General features: G+C 71.6%; 30 protein-coding genes and 1 tRNA gene. 15 read left to right on the top strand and 16 right to left on the bottom strand.

Features of this window, described 5'->3' with window-relative positions:
• The first annotated feature begins 25 nt into the window (after window positions 1-25).
• Window positions 26-1,282 carry an HDOD domain-containing protein gene (locus QMK61_RS05710; protein WP_302071074.1) on the top strand — a complete coding sequence of 419 codons (1,257 nt, stop codon included), beginning with the start codon at window positions 26-28 and terminating at the stop codon, window positions 1,280-1,282.
• A gap of 4 nt (window positions 1,283-1,286) precedes the next feature.
• On the opposite strand, the gene bla is transcribed toward QMK61_RS05710, so the two are convergent.
• The 8 genes from bla to rsmD all read right to left on the bottom strand — a co-directional run bounded on the left by bla (window position 1,287) and on the right by rsmD (window position 8,256).
• Window positions 1,287-2,180: a subclass B3 metallo-beta-lactamase gene (gene bla / locus QMK61_RS05705; protein ID WP_302071073.1), complete on the bottom strand. Its 894-nt coding sequence runs from the start codon at window positions 2,178-2,180 to the stop codon at window positions 1,287-1,289.
• Between the two features lie 342 nt (window positions 2,181-2,522).
• Window positions 2,523-3,560 carry a TMEM43 family protein gene (locus QMK61_RS05700; RefSeq protein ID WP_302071072.1) on the bottom strand — a complete coding sequence of 346 codons (1,038 nt, stop codon included), beginning with the start codon at window positions 3,558-3,560 and terminating at the stop codon, window positions 2,523-2,525.
• Window positions 3,561-3,579: 19 nt separating this feature from the next.
• Window positions 3,580-4,440, bottom strand: coding sequence for an MBL fold metallo-hydrolase (locus QMK61_RS05695; RefSeq protein WP_302071071.1), 861 nt, complete (start codon window positions 4,438-4,440; stop codon window positions 3,580-3,582).
• Window positions 4,441-4,555: 115 nt separating this feature from the next.
• Window positions 4,556-6,283 (bottom strand): gamma-glutamyltransferase, encoded by a 1,728-nt coding sequence (gene ggt / locus QMK61_RS05690; protein ID WP_302071070.1) that lies wholly within the window; start codon window positions 6,281-6,283, stop codon window positions 4,556-4,558.
• Window positions 6,280-6,534: a YfhL family 4Fe-4S dicluster ferredoxin gene (locus QMK61_RS05685; protein WP_302071069.1), complete on the bottom strand. Its 255-nt coding sequence runs from the start codon at window positions 6,532-6,534 to the stop codon at window positions 6,280-6,282. Before QMK61_RS05685 ends, ggt begins: the two co-directional genes overlap by 4 nt.
• Window positions 6,535-6,616: 82 nt before the next feature.
• On the bottom strand, window positions 6,617-7,120 hold the full coding sequence (locus QMK61_RS05680; protein WP_302071068.1) for a hypothetical protein: 504 nt from the start codon (window positions 7,118-7,120) through the stop codon (window positions 6,617-6,619).
• Window positions 7,113-7,652, bottom strand: coding sequence for a pantetheine-phosphate adenylyltransferase (gene coaD / locus QMK61_RS05675; protein WP_302071066.1), 540 nt, complete (start codon window positions 7,650-7,652; stop codon window positions 7,113-7,115). Before coaD ends, QMK61_RS05680 begins: the two co-directional genes overlap by 8 nt.
• Window positions 7,653-7,680: 28 nt before the next feature.
• Window positions 7,681-8,256 (bottom strand): 16S rRNA (guanine(966)-N(2))-methyltransferase RsmD, encoded by a 576-nt coding sequence (rsmD, locus tag QMK61_RS05670; protein ID WP_302071065.1) that lies wholly within the window; start codon window positions 8,254-8,256, stop codon window positions 7,681-7,683.
• Between the two features lie 101 nt (window positions 8,257-8,357).
• Here rsmD and ftsY point away from each other — a divergent pair, with 101 nt between their 5' ends.
• The 6 genes from ftsY to QMK61_RS05640 all read left to right on the top strand — a co-directional run bounded on the left by ftsY (window position 8,358) and on the right by QMK61_RS05640 (window position 13,952).
• Window positions 8,358-9,464 (top strand): signal recognition particle-docking protein FtsY, encoded by a 1,107-nt coding sequence (gene ftsY / locus QMK61_RS05665; RefSeq protein ID WP_302071064.1) that lies wholly within the window; start codon window positions 8,358-8,360, stop codon window positions 9,462-9,464.
• Window positions 9,461-10,549, top strand: coding sequence for a membrane assembly protein AsmA (locus QMK61_RS05660; protein ID WP_345783616.1), 1,089 nt, complete (start codon window positions 9,461-9,463; stop codon window positions 10,547-10,549). The genes ftsY and QMK61_RS05660 overlap by 4 nt, the downstream gene beginning before the upstream one ends.
• Window positions 10,546-11,592 (top strand): A/G-specific adenine glycosylase, encoded by a 1,047-nt coding sequence (gene mutY, locus QMK61_RS05655; protein WP_302071063.1) that lies wholly within the window; start codon window positions 10,546-10,548, stop codon window positions 11,590-11,592. The genes QMK61_RS05660 and mutY overlap by 4 nt, the downstream gene beginning before the upstream one ends.
• Window positions 11,593-11,605: 13 nt before the next feature.
• Window positions 11,606-11,884, top strand: coding sequence for an oxidative damage protection protein (locus tag QMK61_RS05650; RefSeq protein WP_302071062.1), 279 nt, complete (start codon window positions 11,606-11,608; stop codon window positions 11,882-11,884).
• Between the two features lie 72 nt (window positions 11,885-11,956).
• Window positions 11,957-12,032: transfer RNA gene (locus QMK61_RS05645), tRNA-Phe, on the top strand.
• Window positions 12,033-12,269: 237 nt separating this feature from the next.
• Window positions 12,270-13,952: an MASE1 domain-containing protein gene (locus QMK61_RS05640; protein ID WP_302071061.1), complete on the top strand. Its 1,683-nt coding sequence runs from the start codon at window positions 12,270-12,272 to the stop codon at window positions 13,950-13,952.
• Here the strand turns inward: QMK61_RS05640 and QMK61_RS05635 are convergent.
• Complete coding sequence (locus QMK61_RS05635) at window positions 13,846-14,298, bottom strand: hypothetical protein (RefSeq protein WP_302071060.1); 453 nt, start codon at window positions 14,296-14,298, stop codon at window positions 13,846-13,848. The two genes, QMK61_RS05640 and QMK61_RS05635, sit on opposite strands and share 107 nt — an antisense overlap.
• 184 nt (window positions 14,299-14,482) lie before the next feature.
• Between QMK61_RS05635 and QMK61_RS05630 the strand changes: the two genes are divergently transcribed.
• The 3 genes from QMK61_RS05630 (at window position 14,483) to QMK61_RS05620 (ending at window position 15,836) form a co-directional block, all read left to right on the top strand.
• Entirely contained in the window at window positions 14,483-15,034 is a 552-nt protein-coding gene (locus tag QMK61_RS05630) for a DUF4232 domain-containing protein (protein WP_302071059.1), read from the top strand.
• A 93-nt stretch (window positions 15,035-15,127) separates the two neighbouring features.
• Window positions 15,128-15,454: an MliC family protein gene (locus tag QMK61_RS05625; RefSeq protein WP_302071058.1), complete on the top strand. Its 327-nt coding sequence runs from the start codon at window positions 15,128-15,130 to the stop codon at window positions 15,452-15,454.
• 124 nt (window positions 15,455-15,578) lie between these two features.
• On the top strand, window positions 15,579-15,836 hold the full coding sequence (locus tag QMK61_RS05620; RefSeq protein ID WP_302071057.1) for a hypothetical protein: 258 nt from the start codon (window positions 15,579-15,581) through the stop codon (window positions 15,834-15,836).
• Here QMK61_RS05620 and ybaL read toward each other — a convergent pair.
• The 3 genes from ybaL to QMK61_RS05605 all read right to left on the bottom strand — a co-directional run bounded on the left by ybaL (window position 15,830) and on the right by QMK61_RS05605 (window position 19,871).
• Window positions 15,830-17,539, bottom strand: a complete 1,710-nt coding sequence (ybaL, locus tag QMK61_RS05615; RefSeq protein WP_302071056.1) for a YbaL family putative K(+) efflux transporter — start codon at window positions 17,537-17,539, stop codon at window positions 15,830-15,832. The two genes, QMK61_RS05620 and ybaL, sit on opposite strands and share 7 nt — an antisense overlap.
• 102 nt (window positions 17,540-17,641) lie before the next feature.
• The gene (gene recQ / locus QMK61_RS05610; RefSeq protein ID WP_302071054.1) at window positions 17,642-19,456 is read right to left on the bottom strand and encodes a DNA helicase RecQ; all 1,815 of its coding nucleotides are present in this window, start codon (window positions 19,454-19,456) and stop codon (window positions 17,642-17,644) included.
• Window positions 19,457-19,529: 73 nt separating this feature from the next.
• A complete protein-coding gene (locus QMK61_RS05605; RefSeq protein WP_302071175.1) occupies window positions 19,530-19,871 on the bottom strand; it encodes an MGMT family protein in 342 nt (113 codons plus the stop codon).
• A 78-nt stretch (window positions 19,872-19,949) separates the two neighbouring features.
• Here QMK61_RS05605 and QMK61_RS05600 point away from each other — a divergent pair, with 78 nt between their 5' ends.
• A complete protein-coding gene (locus QMK61_RS05600; protein ID WP_302071053.1) occupies window positions 19,950-20,354 on the top strand; it encodes a hypothetical protein in 405 nt (134 codons plus the stop codon).
• Between the two features lie 7 nt (window positions 20,355-20,361).
• Here QMK61_RS05600 and QMK61_RS05595 read toward each other — a convergent pair whose 3' ends face one another.
• Window positions 20,362-21,486, bottom strand: coding sequence for an inorganic phosphate transporter (locus tag QMK61_RS05595; protein WP_302071052.1), 1,125 nt, complete (start codon window positions 21,484-21,486; stop codon window positions 20,362-20,364).
• 10 nt (window positions 21,487-21,496) lie between these two features.
• Window positions 21,497-22,126: a pit accessory protein gene (locus tag QMK61_RS05590; protein ID WP_302071051.1), complete on the bottom strand. Its 630-nt coding sequence runs from the start codon at window positions 22,124-22,126 to the stop codon at window positions 21,497-21,499.
• A 158-nt stretch (window positions 22,127-22,284) separates the two neighbouring features.
• On the opposite strand from QMK61_RS05590, the gene QMK61_RS05585 reads away from it, so the two are divergent.
• Entirely contained in the window at window positions 22,285-23,619 is a 1,335-nt protein-coding gene (locus QMK61_RS05585) for a hemolysin family protein (RefSeq protein WP_302071048.1), read from the top strand.
• Window positions 23,620-23,767: 148 nt separating this feature from the next.
• Here QMK61_RS05585 and QMK61_RS05580 read toward each other — a convergent pair whose 3' ends face one another.
• Window positions 23,768-24,535 (bottom strand): RNA methyltransferase, encoded by a 768-nt coding sequence (locus QMK61_RS05580; protein WP_302071047.1) that lies wholly within the window; start codon window positions 24,533-24,535, stop codon window positions 23,768-23,770.
• Window positions 24,536-24,667: 132 nt separating this feature from the next.
• On the opposite strand from QMK61_RS05580, the gene QMK61_RS05575 reads away from it, so the two are divergent.
• The 3 genes from QMK61_RS05575 (at window position 24,668) to QMK61_RS05565 (ending at window position 26,090) form a co-directional block, all read left to right on the top strand.
• A complete protein-coding gene (locus tag QMK61_RS05575) occupies window positions 24,668-25,471 on the top strand; it encodes an inositol monophosphatase family protein (protein WP_302071046.1) in 804 nt (267 codons plus the stop codon).
• A 185-nt stretch (window positions 25,472-25,656) separates the two neighbouring features.
• Window positions 25,657-25,842 carry a hypothetical protein gene (locus tag QMK61_RS05570; protein WP_302071044.1) on the top strand — a complete coding sequence of 62 codons (186 nt, stop codon included), beginning with the start codon at window positions 25,657-25,659 and terminating at the stop codon, window positions 25,840-25,842.
• 47 nt (window positions 25,843-25,889) lie between these two features.
• A complete protein-coding gene (locus tag QMK61_RS05565) occupies window positions 25,890-26,090 on the top strand; it encodes a hypothetical protein (RefSeq protein WP_302071043.1) in 201 nt (66 codons plus the stop codon).
• On the opposite strand, the gene QMK61_RS05560 is transcribed toward QMK61_RS05565, so the two are convergent.
• Window positions 26,087-26,656 (bottom strand): hypothetical protein, encoded by a 570-nt coding sequence (locus tag QMK61_RS05560; RefSeq protein WP_302071042.1) that lies wholly within the window; start codon window positions 26,654-26,656, stop codon window positions 26,087-26,089. The genes QMK61_RS05565 and QMK61_RS05560 overlap by 4 nt on opposite strands.
• Between the last annotated feature and the right edge of the window lie 2 nt (window positions 26,657-26,658).

Raw genomic sequence — 26,658 nt, 5'->3', positions numbered from 1 at the left:
GGCCCGCGCATCCACCACGGACACCATGACCGAGACCGCCGCCGCCCTTTCCGTCGCCACGACACCCGACGCGCCGCTGCCGGTGGTGCGCGTGCCGATGCTCGATCGCCACCAGCAGCTGGTGGCCTACGAACTGCTGCTGCAGGCGGACGAGGACGGCGACGACGCGCCGATGCACCGCCTGCTGTCGACCCTCATCGACGGCTCCATCGCCCAGCTCACGCGCGGCAACCCGGCCTTCCTGCGCCTGTCGCCCGGGCTGATGCTGGAGCAGGCCGACTACGTGCTGCGCCAGCCGCGCATCGGCCTGGTGGTCGTTCCCGGCGACGCCGGCGACGAGGCGCTGCTGGCCCGCCTCGTCCAGCTCGCGCAGCGCGGCTGCGCGCTGCTGTTCGACCTCGGCGCGGCGCCGCCGCCCGGGCCCGACACGCCCGGCGCCCAGCTGCTGCGCCACGCCCGCTACGTGCGCCTGGACGCCGCCGGCACCGCGCCCGCGCTGCTCGCCGAACGCTGCGCGCAACTGGACAAGCGCGGCTTCAAGGTGGTCGCCGGCCGGGTCGACGACCGCGCCTCCAGCCACCGCTGCATCGCGCTGCCGTTCGCCGCCATGCAGGGCGGCTACCTGCTGCTGCCGGAGAAGGTGGACGTGCCGGTGCTGAGCGCAAACCGGCTGAGCGTGCTGCGCCTGCTGCGCGCGCTGGAGGAGGAGAACTCCGGCCCGGTGGAGCTGGGCAAGATCATCCGCGACGACGCCATCCTCAGCTACAAGCTGCTGGGCTGCGTGAACTCGGCCTACTTCGCGCTGCCCTGCCGGATCAAGTCGGTGGAGCAGGCGGCGATCTTCTTCGGGCTGTCGCGCATGCGCAACTGGATCGCCACGCTGAGCCTCAGCGGCATGAGCGACCGCCCGCCGGAGCTGCTGCGCGCCGCGCTGATCCGGGCGCAGATGTGCGAGCAGTTGGCCCAGGGCATGCCGCAGCCGCAGCGCGAGATGGCCTTCACCGCCGGCCTGTTCTCGCTGCTGGACAGCCTGATGTGCGCGCCGATGGACTTCGTGCTGCAGCACCTGCCGCTGGCGCCGGAGATCCGCGCGGCGTTGCTGGAACGCGGCGGCCCGTTCGCGCCGCTGCTGCACCAGGTGCGGCTGTGGGAAGCCGGCCGCATGCCCGGCGACGGCAGCATCCCGCCGCAGCAGGCGCGCCGCGTCGCGGCCGCCTACCTCAAGGCCACGCGCTGGGCCGACCACGTCTTCGCCTTCGCCGAGAAACGGCCGCCGGGCTGAGAGCCTACTTCGCCTTCCCTGCCTGCTCCTCCGCCAGCCGCGCGTCGAGGTTCTTCGCGGCGGCGGCGGCGTAGTCGCGGCAGGCGCGGCTGTCGACCAGCGGCGCCACGTCGTCGGCCGACCCGCGCCGGGCCACCTTCTCCCAGAAGCCGCTGGCGTCCGGATGCGGCGTCATTAGCACGTCGCAGGGCAATGCGGCCACGGTGGCGAGGGTCTTGCGGAAACCGGCCACGTAGGCCGGGTGGTCGATGAAGCGGTAGCCCGGCGCGCTCACCGCGGTGAGGCTGTCGGCGTAGACCATGTGCAGGCAGCGCTTGCCGGCGCACGAGGCCCAGGTCCACGAAGTGCTGCCCGGCGTGTGGCCGGGCGTGTAGTGCGCGGTGATCGCCACGCCGCCGAGCTGCAGGGTTTCGCCGTCGCGCACCACGCGCACGTCCTTCACGGGCGGGTATTTGGCGGCCCAGCCGTACAGCGGGTCGGCGCGGTAGGCGCCGCCGAGCTCCAGTTCGCGCGCGCCCTCCCGGCTCGCCAGCACCTGGGCGCCGCTGGCGGCCTGCAGCGCCGCGATGCCGCCGGCATGGTCGGGATGGGCATGCGAGTTGAGGATCCATTTCACGTCGCGCACGCGGAAGCCGAGCGCGCGGATGTGCGCCTCGATCACCGCCGCGGACTCCGGCAGGTCGCCGTCGAACAGCGCCAGCCCCCGCCCGGTGTCGACCAGGATCGAGGACAGGCCGTACGGCCCCACGTACCAGGTGTTGCCGTAGATGCGGGACGGCTTCTGCGGCGCGTTCCACTGGCTGCGGTCGATGTCCCGGGAAGCCGGCGGCGTGGACGCGGCGGCGGGCAGCCCCAGGGCGAGCGACAGGACGGCGACGGTCAGTGATCGGAAAGGCATGGCGGGGCTCCGTGGTCGAAAGCGCACAGCATCGCTGCCGATGCTGGCCGGCGGCAGGCGGAGTCCTGACGATTCAGAGCCTGTTCAAAATCTCCCCGTGGCCCGCGCCGGGAGCTGTTTGCGCGCAGACCAAGGAAGAGCGAAGGAGTGGACGTCCGTCCACGACTGAGCGATGACGCGGGGATGCGGGCAAACAGACCCGGCCCGAAGGGTTGCCTTGCCCTGGCCACCATGCGGCAGCGCGCGGCTTGGCCTGCCAGCCAGGCAGGCGCTGCGCCACGCACTCCCACCTGGCGGCCAGGGCAAGGCAACGCGAGCTACGGGGAGATCTTGAACAGGCTCTCAGAGCCGGCGGCCGCCGTGCAGCCATGCCGCCAGCGCGATGCCCAGCGCGGCCAGCACGAACCAGCCGGCCGCCGTGGCCACGGCGGTGCCCAGCCAGCACAGGCCGGAGACCGCGCCCACCGCGGCGACGCCCGTGGCCAGCGCCGGCAGCGGCCGCACGACGCCGCGGCGCTGGCGCTGCAGCAGGCCCAGCCCCAGCGCGGCGAGCAGCACGGCCAGCACGCGGCGCGGCCAGGCGAACGCCGGCGGCAGCGGCAGGTCGGGGAACATGCCGGCCAGCGGGCGATCGCCCACCTGCACCTCGAAACCCTTGCCGTCGGCGGTGTGGCCGGCCGGCACCAGGCGGTTGCCGTCCACCTGGGCCACCACGGTCACGGCCTGGGCCGGCACCGCCTCCCAGCTCACCCGCAGGTCGCCGATCTGCGGGCGCGACGGGTTCGCGCTGGTCACCAGGGCGTCGTGGTAGAGGCTGAAGCTGGCGGCAAGGTTGGCCGGCAGCCGGCGCATGTCCGGCGACACCGGCACGCTGCCGGGCAGCGCGCGCTGGATCTCGGGCGACAGCACGAAGCGCCCCACCCGCACCTGGCCCGCATCGATGCGCTGCCCCTCGAGCGGGAAACGCCCGGGGTTGGCATGACCGGGGGCGAAGCCGGACGAATCCACCGGGTGGTCGATCCAGTCCTGCTCGTACACCGGCGGCCCGCCCGCGCTCACCTCGTGCCACTGGAACATGGCCACGCGGCGCACCAGCTCGGGCGTGTCCACCTGCTGGTTGAACTGCGCGTCCAGCGGCGACTCCACCACCTGCACCTTCCCGCTCACGCGCACCATCAGGCCCTGGTCGCCGGATTGCGGCCCGCCGTCGGCGCCGAGGTCGAGCACCTGCCCGCCATGCCGCATGGCGGCGGCATGGAAACGGGCCAGCCCGCGCTCGGTGAGCCCCGCCAGCAGCAGGCCGGCCAGCAGCAGCACCACGCCTGCCGCGGGCAGGGCCAGGGGGGCGAACGGAAGGCGAGGAGGCGTGTCGTGGCTCATCGGATCTCCGGCATGCGGCTCAGGCGGAGGCGGGACGCCAGCCGCGCAGTTCGCGCTGTTCCCCGGCGGTGCCGTAGCGGCCGCGCTCGTCGCGGGTCGCGCTGGCCAGCGCGCATTCGTGGTCGTGGGTGAAGAACAGCCGCACGTCGCGCGCCAGCTTGTCGTCGAGGAAGGCGTGCTTCTCGTCGATCAGCTGCTCGGGATAGCGGTCGTAGCCCATGGTGATCGGCAGGTGCACCCAGAAGCGGCCGGGGATCAGGTCGGCGCAGAACACCACGCCGCCCACCTCGGCCAGCATCAGCCCGGGCGTATGGCCGTCCGAATGATGGAAGCGCACCGCCTCGCCCAGCGTGCGCGAATGTTCGCCCTCGACCCGTTCCAGCCGCCCGCTCCGTTCCAGCAGCGCCGGCAGTTCGGGGATGAACGAGGCGCGGTCGCGCGGATGCGGCTGCAGCGCGCGCCGCCAGTGCGCCGCGCCCACCACGAAGGCGGCGTTCGGGAACAGCAGTCGCGGCGGCTGGCTTTGCTCCCACGCGGCGAGCAGGCCGCCGGCATGGTCGAAGTGCAGGTGCGACAGCACCACCGCGTCGATGTCCTCGTGCGAGAGGCCGGCTTCGGCCAGCGAGTCGAGCAGCACGTGGCGCTCCTCGACCACGCCGTAGCGTTCGCGCAGCGACGGCTCGAAGAACGCGCCGATGCCGGTCTCGAACAGCACGTTGCGCCCGTCGAGGTCCTTCGCCAGCAGGCAGCGGCAGGCCAGCGGGATGCGGTTCTGCGCGTCCGGCGCGATCCAGCGCGACCACAAGGCCTTCGGCGCGTTGCCGAACATGGCGCCGCCATCGAGCTGCTGCGAATTGCCGAGGATCGACCAGAATTCCATGCTCACTCCCGATGACGTCCCGAAGCCCCGTACCGGAGCCTTGCTGGAGCGCCCCCGCGCGCGAAAGGCTCTGGCGCGGACCGGGACCAAGAGCCTTCGCGCACAGGGTGCGCTCCTACTGCACCTTGCCCAGCCCTGACGGCCGGCGCGGATCGCTGGCCGCGTCCAGGGTGTTGGTGCGGCGGTCCCAGGTGACCACGTTCATGAAGCCCCACGGCTCGCGCGGTTTCAACGTGTAACCCATCCGCTTCAGCTCGGCGCTGGTGGCGGCGTCGAACACGCCGTCCTCCACGTCCACCACGTCGGGCAGGAACTGGTGGTGGAAGCGCTTGTCGGACACGATCTGCTGCGCGCTCTGCCCTTCCACGAAGTGCAGGATGCCTTCCATCACCTGGGTGATGATGGTGGAGCCGCCCGGCGAGCCGATCACCGCGGTGCGCTCCGGCCCGATCACGATGCTGGGCGACATCGACGACAGCATGCGCTTGCCGCCCTCGGGCGCGTTGGCCTTGCTGCCGAGCAGGCCGTACACGTTGGGCTTGTTCGGCACCAGCGCGAAGTCGTCCATCTCGTCGTTGAGCAGCACGCCGGTGTCGCCGGCGACGAAGGTGGAGCCGAGGATGTAGTTCACGGTGGACGTGATCGCCACCATGTTGCCGTCCTTGTCGATGATCGAGAAGTGCGTGGTGTGCATGCCCGGATCGTGCGCCGGCCCGTGCGGCAGCATCGACGACGGCGTGGCCCGGTCGGGCAGGATGCTCTGGCGCAGGCCGTCGGCGTAGTACGGCGACAACAGCATCGCCAGCGGCATCTTCACGAAGTCGGGGTCGCCGAGGTAGTCGTTGTGGTCGCGGAAGGCGCGGCGCATCGCCTCGACGATGGTGTGCACGCGGTGCGCCTGGTCCATCTTCGACAGGTCGAAGCCGGACAGGATGTTGAAGATCTCCGCCATCGCCACGCCGCCCGAGGACGGCGGCGGCGCGGTGACGATGCGGTAGCCGCGGTAGTCGATGACGATCGGCTGGCGCTCCTTGGCGCGGTAGCCGGCCAGGTCCGCCAGCGTCCAGTTGCCGCCGGCCGCGCGCACCGCAGCGACCAGCTTGCGCGCGGTCTCGCCCTGGTAGAAGCCGGCGTCGCCCTTTTCGGCGACCCGTTCCCAGGTGCGCGCCTGGTTCGGGTCGCGCCAGACCGCGCCCGCCGCCGGCGGCTTGCCGCCGGGCAGGAACTTCGCCGCCGACGCCGGCCAGCGTTCGAGATCCTTCTGCTCGCCCTTGATCGAGGCGAGCAGGCGCGGGTCGGGCTTGAAGCCGTCACGGGCGATGCGGATCGCCGGCGCCAGCGAGTCCTTCAGCGGCAGCCTGCCGTAGTGCTTCGCCAGCCACACCAGGCCGGCCGGCTCGCCGGGGATGCCGGCGGACAGCGGCCCCTTCAGCGCGGCGTCGCGGTTGGGGGTGCCGTCGGGGTTGAGGTAATCCTTGGGATTGACTGCCGCCGGCGCGGTCTCGCGCGCGTCCAGGAACACGTCGCGGTTCGTTTTGGCGACATGCAGCGTGGCCATGAAGCCGCCGCCGATGCCGGAGCTTTCCGGCTCCACCACCGACAGCGTGGAGGCCACCGCCACCGCGGCGTCGAAGGCGTTGCCGCCCTTGGCCAGCACCTCGAAGCCCGCGTTGGTGGCGAGGAAGTTGGCGCTGGCGATGGCGGCATGCCCCGGGCGCTGCGCCAGCGGCGCGGCCGCCGGCTGCGTGGTGGCCGGCGCGGCGGTGGCCCCGGCGGCGAAGGCCGGCGCGGCGGTGAAGGCCAGGCCCAGCAGGACGATGCGCCAGCGCAACGCGAGGTTCATGGCTTGCTCTCCATCAGGTGGCGGTACTTGAGTTCGAGGTCCGCGCGCGACTCCGGCCGCTCGTCGTCGACGAGGATGCATTCGACCGGGCACACCTCGACGCACTGCGGCTCGTCGAAGTGGCCGACGCACTCCGTGCACAGCGCGGGATCGATGACGTAGTACTCCTCGCCGAGCGAGATCGCCTTGTTCGGGCAGACCGGTTCGCAGACGTCGCAGTTGACGCAGGTGTCGAGGATCTTCAGGGACATGCGGGTGCGCGGCGGCCGCGGGGGAACGCGCACCGGCGGCGAAGCTGCTCCGCCGCCGGGTCCCGCAGCCGCCGTGGCTCTCTTACATCTGCACGAAGCGGAACGTGGCGCCGGTCGGCTTCACCGCGTCCTCGACGCGCTGCTGGTCGGCCTGGTCGCCGATGAACAGCACGATCACGCCCTTGAACGAGCCGGGCTTGGCGTCCTTGAACGCCGCGGTCACCAGGTCGGCGGTCTTGCCGGAGTTGGGGCCGGCGAAGGCCAGCAGGTTGCCCGGCAGCACGCCGCGGGCCACGGTGTCCTGCACGTTGCCGAGCTGGCGGTCGTACTGGGCCTTGGCCTCGTCGTCGTCGCCGGCCGGCACCAGGTACGGATAGGGCTGCGCCGCGGTCATGCCGTCCAGGTGCGACTGCACCAGCTGGACCAGGTAGGCGTTCCAGGCCTTGGTGTCGTTCGGGTTGGCCGGGCGGGTCAGCTTCTGCACCTGGGCGGTGGCCTGCTGGTTGTCGTCCTGCTGGTTGCAGGCGGTCAGGGCCAGGCAGCCGGTCAGCGCGAGGGTGGTGGCGAGGTAGGCGAATTTACGCATGATGATCCCCTTCGGGTTTCTGTTGGCTCTTGTGCCAGCGCTGCCGCATGGCTTGTTGCACCGCCGGATGCACGAAACCGGAGATGTCGCCGCCGAGGCGGCCGATCTCGCGCACCAGCGACGAGGAAATGAAGCTGTACTGCTCCGCCGGCGTGAGGAACAGCGTTTCCGCCTGCGGGATGAGATGGCGGTTCATGCTCGCCAGCTGGAATTCGTATTCGAAGTCGGACACCGCGCGCAAGCCACGGATGATCACCCCGGCGCCGATCTCGGCCACGAAGCTGGCCAGCAGGCTGTCGAAGCCGCGCACTTCCACGTTCGGCAGGTCGGCCAGCGCCAGCCGCGCCAGCGCGATGCGCTCGTGCAGGCTGAAGCCCGGCCCCTTGCCCTTGTTCGGGCTCTCGGCCACCGCCACCACCACCCGCTCGAACAACGGCGCGGCGCGGGCGACCAGGTCGGCATGGCCGTTGGTGATCGGGTCGAAGGTACCCGGATACACGGCCAGGCGGGTGTTGACGGGCGGCTTGTTCACGAAGCGTGGGCGACCGATGGGGGAAGCCCTAGCTTAACGGAAGCCCGCCGACCCGGCGATACAGCGCGAAGCGTACCTCGCCGGCCGCGCCCTCGCGCCAGGGTTGCCAGTTCGACGGCAGTGCCAGCGCCGCGTCGCGCGGCGATTCCACGTAGACCTGCGCGCCGTCCGCCAGCCAGCCGCCGCGCTCCAGCTGGCCGGCCAGCCCGTCCCACAGCGCCAGCGCAAACGGCGGGTCGAGGAACGCCAGCCCGAACGGCCGCGCCGTGCCGCGCAGCCATGCCGCCGCATCCGCCGTCGCCACGCTGCCGCCGGTCGCCTTGAGCCGTGCCAGGTTGTCCGCGATCGCGCCCGCCGCGCGCGCGTCGCGCTCGACGAACTGCACCTCGGACGCGCCGCGCGACAACGCCTCGATGCCCAGCGCCCCGGTGCCGGCGCACAGGTCCAGCGCGCGTACCCCGGCGATGGTCGGCGCCAGCCAGTTGAACAGGGTCTCGCGCACCCGCTCCGGCGTGGGCCGCAGGCCCGGCAGCGCGGGCACGTCGAGGCGGGAATTGCGCAGGCGGCCGCCGATGACGCGGATGCGCCCGGGCCGGGCGCTCATGCGCGGCGGACCCGGCCAGCGGGGCCGCCGCGCCGCGGCTCAGCGGGCGGTCTGGAAGGGGGTGTTAGCATGCCGCCCATTGTCTCCGAATCCCCGCCGCAATGCTCAAGTTCTGGAAGAAGAAGGACGCCGGCACGACGCCGCAGCCGCCGGCCGAAGCGCCCGCCGAAACCACGGCCGACACTGCCGCCGCGACACCGGCCGCGTCGCCCCCGGCCACGCCTGAAGCCGTTGCGCCGCCGGTCCCCGCCGAAGCGGAAGCCCCGGCCGGCGCCGCCTCGCCCGTCGCGGCGAAGCGCAGCTGGCGCGACCGCCTGTCCGGCAGCGGTTTCGCGCGCAGCCTCGGCGCCTTGTTCGTGCGCCACCCGAAGCTCGACGACGACCTGCTGGACGAGCTGGAAACCACCCTGATCACCGCCGACGTGGGCATCGAGACCAGCACCGAGCTGGTCGAGGACCTGCGCCGGCGCATGCACAAGCGCGAGTTCGCCGACGCCGACGCCCTGCTGGCGGCGCTGCGCCAGGCCCTACTGGCGCGGCTGGAGCCGGTGGCGCGGCCGCTCGACGTGGCCGGCCGGCAGCCGTTCGTGATCCTCACCGTGGGCATCAACGGCGTCGGCAAGACCACCACCATCGGCAAGCTGGCGCGGCGCTACCGCGACGAGGGCCGCGAGGTGCTGCTGGCCGCCGGCGACACCTTCCGCGCCGCCGCGGTCGAGCAGCTCAAAGCCTGGGGCGCGCGCAACGGCGTGCCGGTGATCGCGCAGGGCCAGGACGCCGACGCCGCCAGCGTGATCTTCGACGCGTTGCAGGCCGCCCGCTCGCGCGGCGCCGACGTGCTGGTGGCCGACACCGCCGGCCGCCTGCACACCCAGGGCGGCCTGATGGACGAGCTGGGCAAGATCGCCCGCGTGCTGAAGAAGCTCGATCCCGGGGCGCCACACGAGGTGCTGATGGTGATCGACGGCACCACCGGCCAGAACGCGCTGAGCCAGCTGCGCCAGTTCCGCCAGATCGTCGGCGTCACCGGCCTGGTGGTCACCAAGCTCGACGGCACCGCCAAGGGCGGCGTGGTGTTCGCGCTGGCGCGCGAGTTCGGCCTGCCGATCCGCTACGTGGGCCTGGGCGAAGGCGCCACCGACCTGCGCACGTTCGACGCCGCGGCCTTCGTCGACGGCCTGCTGCCGGCGCGCCTCGGCCAGCCATGACGCTGCCGCGCCGCCTGCGCCTGGCCCTGCTCGCCTGCGGCGGCGTCGCCGCCGCGGTGGCGCTGGCGGTGCTGGTGACGCTGTACCTGCTGCTGCAACCGGAGCGCTTCACCGCGATGCTGCAGGCGCAGGCGCGCGACGCCGGGCTGGAACTGAGCCTGGCCAGCCCGGCCCATCCCACCCTGTTCCCGCATCCCGCGCTGGAACTGGAAGGGCTCACGCTCAACGCGCGTGGCGCCAACACGCCGATCCTGCTCGCCGCGCGCGGGCGCCTGGCGCTGCCGTGGCGCACCCTGTTCGGCGGCCCCACCGCAATCTCCCAGCTGGAGATCGATTCGCCGCGGGTGGACCTGGACGCGCTGCAGTCCTGGCTTTCCGCGCTGCCGGCGCGGCCGGCCAGCGCGCCGCTGCAGGTGCCGCGCATCGACACCGGCGTGCGCATCGCCCAGGGCAGCGTGGTCAGCGGCGACCGGCTGCTGCTCGACCACGTGTCGCTGGACGCCGGCAGCCTGATGCCGGGGTTGCCGTTCCTGCTCGACCTGTCCGCCGACACCGCCGACGACACCCCCGTGCGCTGGCAGCTCTCGGCCACCCCGCGCATGCAGGGCGGCGCGCTGCAGCTGGACGACATCGCGCTGCACCTGTCGCACGGCAGCCGGCTCGGCCTGCAGCTGGCCGGCAGCGCGCGCTGGCACGGCGCCGCCGACGCCTCGCTGCAGCTGCACGGGGCGTTGCGCGACCAGGCCGGAGGCAGCTACGCCACCTCGCTCACGCTCACCCCGGCCGGGCAGCGCAGCCCGCTGCTGCTGGCGCTGAAGCTGGACGGAGCCGGCAACCACGTGGACCTGCGCCTGCCGCCGCTGGCGCTGGCGCACTGGTGGTCGCGCCTGGGCGACGCCGCGCAGGATCCCCAGCTGGCCGTGCCACCGGCCGACGGCAGCATCGACATCGCCCGCCTTGACCTGGGCGGGGTGCACGTCGAGGGACTCAGCGTGCGCGCCGGCGACGCCGTCCCGGCGTCGAGCGCCGCCGCGCCGCCCGCAGCGGCGAAGGCGGCGAAACCCGCGAGCCCGAAGAAGCGATGAGCGCCGTCGCCGATGCCCTGCTGGCCTGGTACGACGACCATGGCCGCCACGACCTGCCCTGGCAGCAGGCGGCCGCCGACGGCCGCCGCGACGCCTATCGCGTGTGGCTGTCCGAGGTCATGCTGCAGCAGACCCAGGTCGCCACGGTCATCCCCTACTTCCACCGCTTCGTCGAGGCGCTGCCCACCCTGCGCGACCTCGCTGCCGCCGACGAGGACCGGGTGCTGGCGCTGTGGTCCGGCCTGGGCTACTACCGCCGCGCGCGCTTCCTGCACCGCGCCGCGCAGCGGTGCGTGGAACGCCACGGCGGCGAGCTGCCGCACGACTTCGACGCATTGTCCGCGCTGCCCGGCATCGGCCGCTCCACCGCCGGCGCCATCCTCGCCCAGGCGCACGGGCTGCGCTTCCCCATCCTCGACGGCAACGTGAAGCGGGTGCTCACGCGCTACCACGGCATCCACGGCCACCCGGGCGAAAGCGCGGTGGAGAAGCAGCTGTGGCGGCATGCCGACGCGCACACGCCGGCCGCGCGGGTGGCCGACTACACCCAGGCGATCATGGACCTGGGCGCCACCGTCTGCGTGCGTTCGCGGCCGTCGTGCGAGGCCTGCCCGCTGGCCGCGGGCTGCGTGGCCCGGCGCGACGGCCTCACCGCGCAACTGCCCAGCCCCAGGCCGCGCAAGGCCCTGCCCGAGCGTGCCACCGTGCTGCTGCTGCTGCGCGACGGCCGAGGCCGCGTGCTGCTGGAACGGCGCGGTCCGCAAGGCGTGTGGTCCGGTCTCTGGAGCCTGCCCGAGGCCGCCGACACCGACGCCGCCTGGCGCGCGGCGCAGCGGCACGCACGCATCGACGACGCGCAGGCGCTGGCGCCGTTCGTGCACGTATTCAGCCATTACCGCCTCGTCGTCGAGCCGCTGCTGTTCGACGGCGCGACGCCGCTGCCCGGCATCGCCGATCATCCCGACCTGCGCTGGTGCGACGCCGGCGACCTTGCCGCGCTGGGCCTGCCCGCGCCCGTGCGCGGCCTGCTGCAGAGCCTGTGAGGAACCCGAACCGATGAGCCGTACCGTCCACTGCGCCAAGCTCGGCATCGACGCCGAAGGCCTCGACTTCGCTCCCTGGCCCGGTCCGCTGGGCCAGCGCATCTATGCCGGGATCTCCAAGCCCGCCTGGCAGCAATGGCTGGCGCACCAGACCATGCTGATCAACGAGAACCGGATCAATCCGCTCGACCCGAAGGCGCGCCAGTTCCTCGCCGGCGAGATGGAGAAATTCCTGTTCGGCGGCGATGTCGCCCCCGTCCCGGGCTACGTACCGCCCGACGCCGAGTCTTGACGCCTTCCGGCGCATCGGCTTTAATGCGCGGCTCCCACGCGGTGCGCGACTTTGCGCGCCGCGCGTTTTTCCGGCCGGGTAGCTCAGTTGGTAGAGCAGGGGATTGAAAATCCCCGTGTCGGCGGTTCGATTCCGTCCCCGGCCACCATGCACGCGACAGGCCCGCTCCCCGAGCGGGCCTTTTCGTTGTCGGGAGCCGTTCCGCCGGACGAAAGGCGCCCGTGAGAACGCCGTCACGCCGGCGTCTCACGAATGGCATATCATGGGGCGGCGCATTCCGTGCGGCCCGGATCGAGCCGCTCCGGCATCGAAGTCATCGTCCGCCTTGTGTACGAGGTCCGGCATGCGAAAAGGGTTCGTTCCGTATCTCATCCGCAGTCTGGCTGTGGCGGCCCTCTATGGGCTCGCCTATACCCTGCTGCGCGGTTTTTCGTTCTCGCAGTGGTTCCTGCCCGCGGGATTGCGCCTCACCTGCCTGCTGCTGGTGCCCGTGCGCTACTGGCCCGCGCTGGTGGTCGGCGAGGTCGCGTCGCTCGGGGTATCCAGCTACGAGTGCGGCTCGACCTACGGCCCGGCCTGGACCGTGCTGAACATGCTTCCGCCGATCGCCCTGGCGATGCCGGTCGTGTTCTGGTTCCACCGCCACCGCGCCATCGTCACGCAACGCGGCCGCGCCATCCATGTCAACCGCCTGCTGGCCCTGACCCTGGTGGTCTCCGGATTGTGGATGGTGCTGTTCACCGGCACCGTCTACCTGATGCGGGTGCCGCCGGCATACGATGCGCCCGGTCTCCTGCCGCGACTGACGCGCTATTTCCTCGGCAATTTCCTCGGCGTGCTGACCGTCACCCCGCTGGTGCTCGCCGGCCTGCAGACCTTCAAGGACCAGCACTGGACATGGCCGAAGCTGCTGGGCGCGCTGCGCACGAGCCGGCCGGTCCATGAAGGCCTGGGCCTGCTGCTGCCGCTGACCGCCCTGCTCTGCTGGGTGGCGATCCTCAGCGTCGGCGATTTCCATCAGGTGGCGCAGATCGCGCTGTTCGTGCCGGTGGTGTGGTTCTCGTTCCGCCACGGCTGGAAGGGCGCGGCGGTCAGCGGCACGCTTTCCAGCGTGGCGGTGGCGCTGACCATCGAGCAGTTGCGCGATCCGGCGACGATGCAGGCGCAGGCCTTCATCGCCTTCGCGGTCTCCAGCATGCTGCTGTGGGGCGCGCACATCAGCCTGCTGCACCGGCGCGACGAGGAGGAACGGCTGGATACCCTGCGCGCGCTGGAACTCGCGCAGGAGGGCTACATCATGAGCGAAGCCCGCATGCGCCAGACCGCTGACGCGTTCGAGAGCATGGGGCGCGGCCTGCTCGATGCGCACCTGAAGCTGGTCGATCGCTTCCGGCACTTCCTCAGCGAATCGGAGGAACACCTGCACCGGCGTGAATCGATCAGCAGCAACGTCCAGGTGCACCGCCTGGTCGATGGCCTGTTCCCCCGCGCCTGGCAGACCCGCGGCATGCTCGAGACCCTGCGCGAGGGCCCGATCCATTCACTGATGGACGACCTCGGCATCCACTACGGCTTCGTGCCGATCGGCGACGGGCTGGACCGTCTGAGCCCGCACCTGCAGCTCGCGGTGTACCGATTGGCCTGCGAAACGGTGGCCTACCAGTTCGCAAGGCCGGACAGGACATGGGTGGAACTGCGCCTGACGCTGCGCGCCGGTACCTGGTGCGGCGCGCGCTGGGTCGCGCTGGTGCTGGAAACGGGCTCGCTCGGCAACGGAACGCCCGCCGGAGAGCGGCCGTCGATGGACCGGCGGCTGATGCTCTCGCGGCTGGGCGTGTGCGGCTTCGGGCTATCCTCGATCCGGAACCGCGCAGGAACTTTCCGGGGCAAGGTGCACGAGCGCCTCACCCCGGTGTCTCACCGGATCTCCATCTTCCTGCGCGACACGGATGCGCTGGCGGTCATGGATTACTCGAACCCGATTGCACATGAGCCGCGCACTCGTCCGGATCCGTACAGGTGGCAAGCAACGCCGCCGCGCCCGTCGTCGGGTCCGTTGCCACATTGAGCGTCACCTGGTTGTCCTGGTAGACCGTCTCACCCACATTGGTCGGCACATTGCCCTGCGTGGGTGTCAGCACGCGGCTCGAATCGCTGCCGATGGGAAGCACCAGGTAGGTTCCATTCGCAGTCCCGAAGGCACCGCGGACATTGCCGTTGAGATCGTTCACCTGCACGTAGCGGATCCCGTTGCGCTGGAACACGTAGACGTGCCAATCAGGACTGCGGCTCACATCCGGCGCGTTCGGCCAGGCCTTGCCCAGATCGTTGCTCTGGACGGGCTCGGCGGCCCACGCCGCGGTACAACCAAGGACTAAAGTCAAAGCTGCTGCTGCAAGCATGCTACGCGACATCGGCAAACCCTCCTCTCTGGATGGTCACCGGAATGTAGCACCGGATCGTGGCGTCCGTGTGTGCTCCAGGGCTGCACTCTGCCTGCGGCTGCACCGGCGACAGCCTGCCGCCAGCCTGCCTCCACGCGGCGTTCACCCATCGGCCCGGTTACAGTGCCGGCTGGCCCGATGGAACCCGCGCGACATGCACAGAACCTTCACGCTCACGACGCCCGCCCTCTGGCTCGCACTGGCCGTGGCAGGCTGCTCCCGGACATCCGGCCCCGGGCCCCAAACGGGCGCCGGGCCAGCCGCGCCTTCCACCGCTTCCGCTGCCTGCACCGCCGACCAGCTCGCCTTCGAACTCGACCGGCGCGACGGCATGTTCGACGGCATGTCGCATTCCGGCACCATGCTGGTGCTGCGCAACGCGGGCATCTCGCCCTGCAGCCTGCCGGCCCTGCCCGAGGCGGTGTTCCTGGACGCCTCGCACCAGCCGCTGCGCACCGTGGCGCAACCCGAACAGGCGCCGGCGGCGGCATTGCTGCTGGCGCCGGGCGCGCAGGTGGAAAGCGCAATGCGCTGGGTCTCCGGCGACGTCTACGAACATGGGCGCTGCCTCGCGCCCGCCTACCTCGGCGTGGTCGTGGACGGGCGCATGCTGTCCGCCGCCTTCGCCGGTCAGGTCTGCGGCCCGGGCGACCAGCCGCCCGCCTATGCCATCAAGCCTTTCCAGCCGGCCGCCGCGCAGCAGTAGCATTGCTCGATGCAATATCCCGCCAATGGCCGCGACGACCCAGCATCACGCGCTCGCCGCGATGCTGCCGCCGTCCGGCATGGAGCCTGTCCGATGACCGCATGCCGCGCCCTGCCGTTCGCCGCCGCCCTGCTGCTGGCCGCCTGCCACCGCCTGGGCCAGTCCGTCACCCCGACCGTCACCTACACCTGCAGCGACGGTCGCCAGGTGCAAGCCGCCTATCCCGACCGCGACAGCGCCGTGCTGGTGCTGGACGGCCGGAGCCATCGCCTGCGCCAGGCCATCTCCGCGGACGGCGCGCGCTACGTCGGCGATGGCTGGCAGTGGTGGGCGAAGGGTCTGCGCCAGGCCACGCTGGCTCCGCTGAAATCCGGCGAAACCATCGCATCGGCCCGCGGCATGGATTGCCGGGCGCGCTGAGAGCCTGTTCACGATCTCCGGGCCATCGCCACGCCACCCCATCGCCATCGGGCCGACCCGGCGCGGCAACGGCCGCGTCATCGCCGCGCGGCATGCTGCATCCACCCTCATGGAGGATGCCGCCATGCCCACCACCCAGTACGTGTTCCCATCGAAAGTCGGATTGTTCCGCATCGTCCAGCACGGCCGCCGCTGGCGCGCGCTGCACGACCGCCTCGAGTGCGGCCGCCACGACTCCGCCGAAGACGCGCTCGCCGCCCTGCGCCATGCGTGGCCGCAGGCGCGCCTGCCGCTGACGCTGGACGCCTGGCGCCGCCATGCCGAGGCGCCGCTGGCGCACGTGTCGCGCGTCCTGCTGCCGCGCTGGTGCGCGGCCTATTGAGCGGCCACGGAGCCCGCCTGTTCATGGCCTGAAGGCACGGCGTCCAGGCGCTCGAGCATGCTGCGCGCCATCTCGTGCTCTCCGGACACCACCAGGTCCGCGCCCAGCCCGCGCAGGTGCGCGGCGGCGGCGCTGGAGCCGGCGCGCGCCAGAATCAGCAGGCGCGGATTGAGCTGGCGCGCCACGCGCACGATCTCGCCCGCCTCGAACGCGTCCGGCGCGGTCACCAGCAGCGCGGCGGCATGGGCCAGATTGGCGGCGGCCAGCGCCTCGTCGCGCGCGGCATGGCCGGAGACGGTGCGAATGCCTCGTGCACGCAATTCCTCGATGCGCTCGCTTTCCATCTCCATCACCAGCAGCGGACTGCCACGGCCGAGCAGTTCCCCACACAGCAGGCGACCGACCCGGCCGTAGCCCACCACCACGACGTGGCCAGCCAGGTCATCGGCGCGCTCGGGGGCGGGTTCGTCGGCGACGACCGCCACCGCATCCGCCGCCACCTGCGCCGCCTCGCGCGCATCCAGCCACGGCCTGGCCCGGTCGAGCAGCTTGAACAGCAGCGGGTTGAGCAGGATCGACACGATCGCCGCGGCCAGCAGCACGTCCTGCGCCTCCTTCGACACCATCTGCTGGGCCACGCCCACCCCGATCAGGATGAAGGAGAACTCGCCGATCTGCGCCAGGCTCACCGCGATGGTGAGTGCGGTGCGCGGTGGCCGCTTGAACGCGAGCACGATGCCCAGCGCCGCCAGCGACTTGCCCAGCACGATGATCGCCAGCGCCGCCAGCACCACCAGCGGCTCGGTCAGCACCACGCGGTAGTTGAACAGCATGCCGATGGAGACGAAGAACAGCACCGCGAACGCATCGCGCAGCGGCAGCGTCTCCTCGGCCGCGTCGTGCGCCAGCTTCGACTCGCCCATCATCATGCCTGCGAAGAACGCGCCCAGCTCGAACGACACGCCGAACACGCCGGCCACGCCGAACGCCACCCCCAGCGCGATCGCCAGCACCGCGAGGCGGAACAGCTCGCGCGAACCGCTGATCGCCACCCGCGCGAGTATCCACGGGATCAGCCGCTTGCCCACCAGCAGCATCAAGGCCACGAACAGCGCCACCTTGCCGATCGCCAGACCCACCGTGCCGGCCAGCGCGGCGAACGAGACGCCCTGCCCCGCGGCCAGCGCGCCGCCCACCGCGGGCAGCAGCACCAGCGCCAGCACCATCGCGAGATCCTCCACGATCAGCCAGCCCACCGCGATGCGGCCGCGCTCGGTCTCCATCAGCCGGCGCTCCTCCATCGCGCGCAGCAGCACCACCGTGCTGGCCACCGACAGCGCCAGGCCGAACACGAAGCCCTGCGCGAACGGCCAGCCCAGCGCCCAGCCCAGCAGCAGGCCCAGCACGGTGGCCACCGCCATCTGGCCCAGCGCGCCCGGGATCGCGATGGACTTCACCGACAGCAGGTCCTTCAGCGAGAAGTGCAGGCCCACGCCGAACATCAGCAGCACCACGCCGACCTCGGCCAGCTCGTGCGCGATATGGCCGTCCGCCACGTAGCCCGGGGTGAACGGGCCCACCACCACGCCGGCCAGCAGGTAGCCAGCCAGCGCGGGCAGCTTCAGCCGGTGCGCCAGCGCGGCGAACACGAAGGCCAGCACGATGCCGCTGACGAGGGTGGCGATGAGCGGTGCTTCGTGCATGGGCGGTCCTCGGTGGCGGTTTCCGTGCTCGCGGCGCCGGCCGGCGCGACCACCGTTGTAAGGACATCCGGTGACGCGCACAAGCGCGCCACCGCGGGCGCCTCACTCCGCCGCGTTGATCACGGCCAGGAAATCGCGCCCGTAGCGCTTGAGCTTGGCCTCGCCCACGCCGCTGACCTGGGCGAGCTCGTCCTCGTTGGCAGGCATCGCGCGCAGCATCGCCAGCAAGGTGGCATCGTGGAACACCACGTAGGGCGGCACGCCCTGCTGGCGCGCCAGCTGCGTGCGCAGGGCGCGCAAGGCGTCCCACAGCGGCTGCTCGTAGGCCTCGATGCCGAGGTTGGCGCCGGTGACCAGCTGGCTGTCGCGCCGCCGCCGCGCGGAGCGTACCGGCTTCGCATCCTCGCGCAGGTGCACGTCCTGCTTCCCTAACAGCACGTCGCGGCTGGCCGCGGTGAGCCGCAGCGTGCCGTAGCCTTCCGCGTCGGTGGCGAGCAGGCCCGCGGCGAGCAGCTGGCGGAACACCGAACGCCACCCTTTCTCGTCCATGTCGGCGCCGATGCCGAAGGTGCTGAGCCGGTCGTGGCCGAGCTGGACCATGCGCTCGTTGTCCACGCCGCGCAGGATGTCGATGACGTGGCCGGCGCCGAAGCGCTGGCCGCTGCGGTACACCGCCGACAGCGCCTTCTGCGCGGGCACGGTGGCGTCCCAGGTCTTCGGCGGCTCCACGCAGTTGTCGCAGCGGCCGCAGGGGCCGTGGTAATCCTCACCGAACGCGCCCAGCAGCAGCTCGCGGCGGCAGCGCGTGGCCTCGGCGTAGGCCAGCAGCGATTCCAGCTTCTGCCGTTCGATGCGCTTGCGCTCGTCCGCCGATTCGGACTGCGCGATCATCTGGCTCATCGTCACCACGTCGGCGAGGCCGTAGATCATCCACGCCTCGGCGGGCAGGCCGTCGCGGCCCGCGCGCCCGGTCTCCTGGTAATAGCCTTCCATGCTGCGCGGCAGGTCGAGGTGCGCCACGAAGCGCACGTCGGGCTTGTCGATGCCCATGCCGAAGGCCACCGTGGCCACCATCACCACGCCGTCCTCGCGCAGGAAGCGCTGCTGGTTCCTCGCGCGCGTGGCGGCATCCAGGCCCGCGTGGTACGGCAAGGCCTCGATGCCGGCCTCGGCCAGCCACGCCGCGGTGTCGTCCACCTTCTTGCGGCTGAGCGCGTACACGATGCCGGCCTCGCCGCGGTGGCCGTCGAGGAACTGCATCAGCTGCGTGCGCGGGTTGTGCTTCAGCGTCACGCGGTAGCGGATGTTGGGCCGGTCGAAGCTGGAGACGAACTGGCGCGCGCCCGCCAGCGCCAGCCGCTCCACGATCTCCTCGCGCGTGCGCGGGTCGGCGGTGGCGGTGAGCGCGATGCGCGGCACGTGCGGGAAGCGCTCGTGCAGCACGGTGAGTTCGCGGTACTCGGGGCGGAAGTCGTGGCCCCATTGCGACACGCAGTGCGCCTCGTCGATCGCGAACAGCGCCGCCCCGGTCTGCTCCAGCAGGCCGAGGAAGCGCCCGGTGAGCAGGCGCTCCGGCGCCACGTAGAGCAGGTCCAGCTCGCCCGCCAGCAGTTGCCGCTCCACCTCGCGCTGCGCCGGCGCGTCGAGGCTGGAGTTGAGGTAGGCCGCCGCCACGCCCGCCGCGCGCAGCGCGTCCACCTGGTCCTGCATCAGCGCGATCAGCGGCGACACCACGATGCCGGTGCCCTGCCGCAGCAGCGCGGGGATCTGGTAGCACAGCGACTTGCCGCCGCCGGTGGGCATCAGCACCAGCGCGTCGCCGCCTTCGGCCACGTGCTCGACGATGGCTTGCTGCTGGCCGCGGAAGCTGGAGTAGCCGAAAACGCTGTGGAGGATGTCGAGGGGCGAGGAAGGCATCGCACGCATGCTAGCAAACCCGGCCGGCGCACCGATCGGCGCGCGCCGCCGGGTCATGTCGGTCAAGGGCGCTTCAGAAGCCGGGCATGCCCCACAGCGCACGGTCGACATCCGCGTCCAGGCCGAACGCGCCGAGCGCCACGCGGCCGTTCGTCACCTCCACGCCTTCCGCGCGCAGCCGCCGGCACTGTTCGCGGAAGCCGCGGCTGCCCTTCGGCAGCGCGATCTCGCCGCTGGCGCGCAGCACGCGGAACCAGGGCAACTCCATGCCGTCGGGCACCTCGCCCAGCAGCTTGCCCACCAGCCGCGCCCGCCCCGGCAGGCCGGCGCGGGCGGCGATGGCGCCGTAACTGGCGACGCGCCCGGGCGGGATGGCGGCGATGGCAGCGTAGACGCGGGCGTGGCTGTCCTGCATGGCGGCGGCTTGGGGCATGGGTGGCGACAGGTTACCATCGGCGCATCGCCGGCCGGGCCGGCCACCAGGGAGCACCGCATGCACCATTTCGAAGCCGTGCGCTCCCACGTCGGCAGCCTCTACGCGCTGCGCCAGAACGATCCCTACCTGATCAGCTTCGACCTGCGCCTGCCGGACGGCCGCCACCAGGGCATCTACCTGGCCGAGCTGGAAGGCGAGGACGGCCGCCGCTACCTGCGCGTATCCACCCCGGTCGGGCCGCTGGCTGGCGTCGACCCGCGCCGCTGCCTGCGCTTCAACTGGGAGCAGCGCTGCGGTTTCCTGGCGGTGGCCGACCTGGACGGTTCGCCGTTCCTGCACCTGTGCGAGAACCGCCCCTACGAGCTGCTGGACGAGGCCGACCTCAGTCGCCTGATCGGCGAGCTGGGCGTGCTCGGCGACCAGCTCGAACGCGCCATCGCCGACGGCGGCGACAGCCTCTAGGCATCGTTCACGCCAGCCACTGCGCCAGCCGCACGAAGCCGAACGCGATCAGCGCGGTGATCGGCAGGGTCAGGATCCACGCCCACACCATGCGCTGCACCACCGACCAGCGGATCGCGTTGGAACGCTTCGCCGCGCCCACGCCCATGATCGAGGACGACACCACGTGGGTGGTGGACACCGGCAGGCCGAACACCGAGGCCACCAGGATCACCAGCGCCGAGCTGCCCTCGGCGGCGAAGCCGTTGATCGGATGCAGCCGCACCATCTTGTGGCCCAGCGTCTTGATGATGCGCCAGCCGCCGCCGGCGGTGCCGGCCGCCATGGTCAGCGCGCACACCACCGCCACCCACGCCGGCACCGCGAAGCCGCCGTTCGCCGATCCCTGGATGCGCAGGAAGTGCAGCCAGACCGGCAGGTGGTCGAACTGCCCCGCCGCGGTGGCGCCGGCGAGCGCCAGCGCGATGATGCCCATGCTCTTCTGCGCGTCGTTCATGCCGTGCGCCAGGCCCATCGCGCTGGCCGAGGCGATCTGCGCCTTGCCGAAGAAGCCGTTGACGAACGGCGTGCGTCCGAAGCGGTGCAGGAAGCCGGTGCGGCGCGAGAACCACGCCAGCAGCGCGTACAGCGCGCCCATCAGCACGAAGCCGAGGGCGAAGCCCATCAGCGGCGACACCACCATCGGCACCACCACCTTGGGAATCACGCCGTGCCCTTCCCACCAGTGCGCGCCGCCCTGCGACCAGATCACCGCGCCGAAGTCGCCGCCCGCGCTGGCGATGGCCGCGCCCACCAGCGCGCCCACCAGCGCGTGGCTGGAACTGGACGGCAGGCCGAACCACCAGGTGAGGAGGTTCCACGCGATCGCCGCCAGCAGCGCGCACACCAGCAGCTGCGGCCCGGCCTCGACCATGCCGGTGTTGACGATGCCCGCGGCGATGGTGGCGGCCACCGCGGTGCCCCACAGCGCGCCGATCATGTTGGTGACCGCCGCCAGCAGCACCGCCTGGCCCGGCGAAAGCACCTTGGTCGCCACCACCGTGGCGATGGAGTTGGCGGTGTCGTGGAAACCGTTGATGTAGGTGAAGGCCAGCGCGATCAGCACCACCACCACGACCAGACCGAGGCTCATCGCGGCGGCCTCAGGAGTTCTTCAGCACGATCGAATAGACGATGTTGCCGACGTCGCGGCACTTGTCGATGGCCTTCTCGAGCAGCTCGAACAGGTCCTTCGCCAGCATCGCGCGCATGGCGTCGTTGCCTTCCACGTACAGCGTGCGGTACGGCGCCAGCAGCATGCGATCGCCTTCCGACTCCAGCGTCTGCAGGCGGTCCTGCAGCTTCTTCACCGGGTCGATGCGCAGGCCGCGGCGCAGCTCGCCGATCATCTCGCGCACCACTGCGCAGGAGCGCTCCAGCACCAGCGCGCGCTGGGCGAAATCCACGCCGGCGAGGCGGAAGGCCACGATGTCGTAGCGCTCGGCGAACTTCTCCACCGTCTTGGGGATCTTGTACAGCGCCGTGTTCAGCGCCTCGATGTCCTCGCGGTCCAGCGCGGTGACGAAGGTGTTCACCAGTTCCTCGCTGATCTGCGTGGCCAGCGCCTTCTCGCGCGCCCGCGCGGCGGCGAACTCCGCCATCACCGGGGTGTGGTCGGCCTGGGTCACCAGTCCGTGCAGGGCCCTGGCGCTTTCGTGGGCGGCGTCGGCGCTGCGTTCGAGCAGGTCATAGAACTTGTCGCCTTTGCCGAAGATGGTCTGCAGTGAAAACATGCGGGCTGCGCCTGGCGGTCGGAATGGCGCGATGTTACAGGACAGTTACCCTGCACCGCACCATTGCGCGCCGTCACGGAATGCCGCGGGCGCGGGGTGAAGGCCGCCGCGGCAGGCCTTACACTCTCGCCCATGTCGCCCCGTCCCTGCCCGTCGCGATGCTGACCGAAATCGCGCTCGTCTTCGTCCTGGCCCTTTGCAACGGTTTCTTCGCGCTGTCGGAGATGGCGCTGGTGGCCTCGCGCAAGAGCCGCCTCAAGCAGATGGCCCGCACCAGCCGCAACGCCCGCATGGCGCTGCGCCACGCGGAGGCGCCGGAACGCTTCCTTTCCACCGTGCAGGTCGGCATCACCCTGGTGATGCTGATCACCGGCGCGGTGGCCGGCGACGCGCTGGGCGGCCACATCGCCACGCTGCTGCACGGCCACGGCCACGGCCTGGTCTGGCTGGCGCCCTACGCACGGGTCGTCGGCATCGTGCTCGGCTTCGTGCTGATCTCCTTCATCCAGATCGTGGTGGGCGAGCTGCTGCCCAAGCGGCTGGCGCTGGCCGCCCCGGAACGGGTCTCCGGCTACGTGGCGATGCCGATGCTGGTGCTGTCGCGCGCCACCGCACCGTTCGTGTGGCTGCTCAACGCGTCCAGCGGCCTGCTGCTGCGCCTGCTGCGCATCAGCACCAAGGGCCGCGATGCAGTGACCGAGGAGGAAATCCGCCTGCTGGTGGCCGAGAGCGCCGAACAGGGCGTGCTCGACATGGACGAGCAGGCGATGGTGAACCGCGTGCTGCGCCTCGGCGACCGCGCCGTGGACAGCGTGATGACCCCGCGCAAGCGGATCGCCTGGCTGGACATCGCCGCGCCGCGCGGCGAGAACGTGCAGGTGATGCACGACACGCCCTACTCGCGCTACCCGGTGTTCCGCGGCGACGAGAGCGACATCGTCGGCGTGCTGGAGGTGAAGAGCCTGCTGGGCGGCATCGCCCAGGGCGCGCCCGAGCTGTTCCGCACCCTGGCCAAGCCGCTCTACGTGCCGGCCACCGCGCGCGCGCTGGACCTGCTGGAGGAGTTCCGCGACGCCGAGACGCCGATGGCGCTGGTGGTGGACGAATACGGCGACATCGAGGGCCTGGTCACGCTGAACGACCTGCTCGCCGCGGTCGTCGGCGCCAGCCAGCTCGGCCACGGCGGCGGCGAGGAAAGCGCGCCGATCGTGCAGCGCGCCGACGGCAGCTGGCTGGTGGACGGCAGCCTGCCCACCGACGACCTGCGCGAGCTGCTCAAGGTGGACCGCCTGCCCGGCGAGCAGGAACACGACTTCCACACCGCCGCGGGCATGGTGATGACCGCGCTGGGCCATATCCCCCAGGTCGGCGAGACCTATGCGTGGCAGGGCATCCGCTTCGAGGTGATGGACCTGGACGGTGCGCGCATCGACAAGCTGCTGGTGACGCTGGCGCCGGCGGCCGCGGAGGCCGGCGACGAAGAGACCGGCTGAACGACCGCCTTACCGTCTGCCTCCCAGGTTCCCGGTTCCCTCTGGGCGTAGCGAAGCGGAGTCGAAGGGCCATGGCGCACGCGCCCTTCGACTTCGGCCTGGCGGCCTGCGCTCAGGGAGAACGGCAGAGGGGGCCAGGCACCACTTTTCAGCCCCGCCGCCCCTCGCCCGCCAGCGTCGCCATCCGCTGCGCATCCGCCAGGATGCCGTGCAGCACGCGCAGCTCGCGCTCGTCCGGCTGGGCCCGCTGGAACAGCTTGCGCAGGCGCAGCATGATGGTCTCCGGCGAGCGGCCCTTGTGGAAGTCGATGTCGTCCAGGGTCTGCGCCAGGTGTTCGTAGAAGCGCTCCATCTTCGCCGCGTCGGCGGGCGGGTGGTCGTGCTCCGGCGGCGCGGGCGGCGCCTCGCCACCCAGCAGCGCCATGCGCAGTTCGTAGGCCATCACCTGCACCGCCTGCGACAGGTTCAGCGAGCTGAAGTCCTCCACGCTGGGGATGCGCACCATCGCGTGGCAGCGCGCCAGTTCGTCGTTCTCCAGTCCGGTGCGTTCGTTGCCAAACACCAGCGCCACCTGCTCGCCGCGCAGGGCGGCGGCCCGCGCCTGGGCCGCGCCCTCGCGCGGCGACAGCTCCGGCAGGTTGATCCCGCGCCGGCGCGCGGACAGCCCCAGCGCGAAGGTGCTGCCGGCCAGGCCCTCGACCAGCCCGGCATGCACGCCGGCGCCGGCCAGCACGTCGTCGGCGCCGGCGGCCAGCGCGTCCGCCTCGCGGTCGGGAAAGCGGTGCGGCGCCACCAGTTCCATCCGGGCGAAACCCATGGTGCGGATCGCCCGCGCCGCGCTGCCGATGTTGCCCGGGTGCGAGGTGCGCACCAGCACGAAACGGAACAGGGGGGCCAGGTCGACGGCAGGATTCATGGGCGGCGGATCGGTTCGGGACAGCCCACGAGCATAGCCCAAGCCCCGCCCGCCCCGCCGCGGGCGAGCCGGAAACGCCCCGCCTCTGCTAGAATCGCCGGCCGCAACCCGTTCTTTCGAAAAGCCGAAGCCATGACCCGACCCGCCATCACCATCGCGGTGCGCGCCGCGCGTGCCGCCGGCAACGTGATCCTGCGCTACATGAACCGCATCGACGGCCTCAACGTCGTCGAGAAGCAGCGCATGGACTTCGCCTCCGAGGTCGACCGCCTGGCCGAGGCCGAGATCGTCAAGGAACTGCGCCGCGCCTACCCCGACCACGCCATCCTCGGCGAGGAAGGCGGCGCCATCGGCAAGAGCCCGCTCACCTGGGTGATCGACCCGCTCGACGGCACCCACAACTACCTGCGCGGCATCCCGCACTTCTCCGTGTCCATCGCCCTGGTGGAAAAGGGCGTGCCGGTCTACGGCGTGGTGTTCGACCCGCTGCGCAACGAGCTGTACACCGCCAGCAAGGGCGATGGCGCCTACCTCAACGACCGCCGCATCCGCGTCAGCAAGCGCGAGGGCCTGGGCGGCGCGATGATCGCCACCGGCTTCCCCTACCGCCAGCGCGCGCACCTGGACGCCCAGCTCGCGATGACCCGCGCCCTGCTCGCCCAGGCCGAGGACATCCGCCGTTCCGGCTCCGCCGCGCTGGACCTGGCCTACACCGCCGCCGGCCGCTACGACGGCTATTTCGAACTGGGCCTCAAGCCCTGGGACATGGCCGCCGGCGTGCTGCTGGTGCACGAGGCCGGCGGCCGCTACGGCGACTTCGCCGGCCGCGACGGCCTGCCCGCCAGCGGCCACCTGATCGCCGGCAACCTGCCGGTGGCCAAGGCGATGACGGAGACGATCGGCGCGCACGCCACCCCGGGCCTGCTGAAGGCCTGATCGTCCGCCCGGAAGGCGCCCCGGCGCCTTCCGCCGCCATGCCGGCACAACTTTCCGGCCCGGAATGTTTTTCCCGCGCGGGTTGCCGCCATGCCGGCGCAACCCGCGCCACGCCGCACCCGGACCACTGGCATCCGCCTTGCAAAGCCCTGTCTTGCCGATGAGGCAGTCACAGGAGTACCCGAATGAATCCCGACAAGCACCCTGCCGACCAGGGTCGGCACGCCGCCCGCGAAGACGAGGGTCGCGGCGACATGACCGTGCGCGAAGCCGGCCAGAAAGGCGGCCACAAGGGTGGCCAGCGCGAACGCCAGCTGGTCGAGGAAGGCCACGAGGCCGAGCGCCGCGGCGAAGGCCGCCACCACGAATGAACCCCGCGGCCGCGCCGCCGACGCGGCCGCTCCGACGGGAGAAGATCATGGCCAGCAACGACAGGCAGCACCACGACCAGGGCGACATGACGGTCCGCGAGGCCGGGCAGAAAGGCGGCCACAAGGGCGGCGAGATCCGCAGGGAACAGCTGGGCCCGGAAGGCTATTCCGAACTCGGCCACAAGGGCGGCCAGCGCGTGCGCGAACTGGTCGACAAGGGCAAGGAGGCCGAGGACTCGGGCGACTAGCCGGATGCCTGCGCCGGTACCGGGCAAAGGGCCGGGTCGGCGTCGCCGACGCGCTCGGCCACGATGCCGTCGAACGGCAGCGGCGCGTGGTCGTCCGTTGCATGCACGGTCTCGTCCACGGCGCCGCCCCAGACCGAGCCTCTCCCTTCCAGGCCGGCGGCGGAGAGCTTCAGCCAGACCCCATAGCCGCCATCGGGCGAGCGGTACAGCTGGAAGCTGATGGCATCCGCGCTGTCCCGCTGCGGGCTCCACGCGATCCAGCCGCGAACCGGGCGCTCCCCGGCAGCGGCGAGGACAAAGCAACCGTTGGCCGGCCGGGTCTCCATGGACACGCGCAGCACGTGCCCCCGCCGGTCTCGCACGGGCTGGCCCAGCAAGACCAGCGTGCCAGTGCGGAACGGCCGATTGGATTCCATGCAGGCGCCGTGGCAAATGCGGATCGCGTAGGTCCCCGTGAACACCGGCGGGTAAGCCGCCTGCGTGCCCGGCCGCGCCTGCCCGGCGCCGGCGGTGGCCATGCCCATGGCGGCAACGCATGCCAGAAAGCCCGATCGGAACGATGCCATGG

Source organism: Fulvimonas sp. R45 (assembly GCF_030504985.1).
Taxonomy (GTDB): domain Bacteria; phylum Pseudomonadota; class Gammaproteobacteria; order Xanthomonadales; family Rhodanobacteraceae; genus Rhodanobacter_A.
The sequence above is the reverse complement of the archived record's forward strand: the minus strand, read 5'-3'. Positions and strand labels throughout refer to the sequence as shown.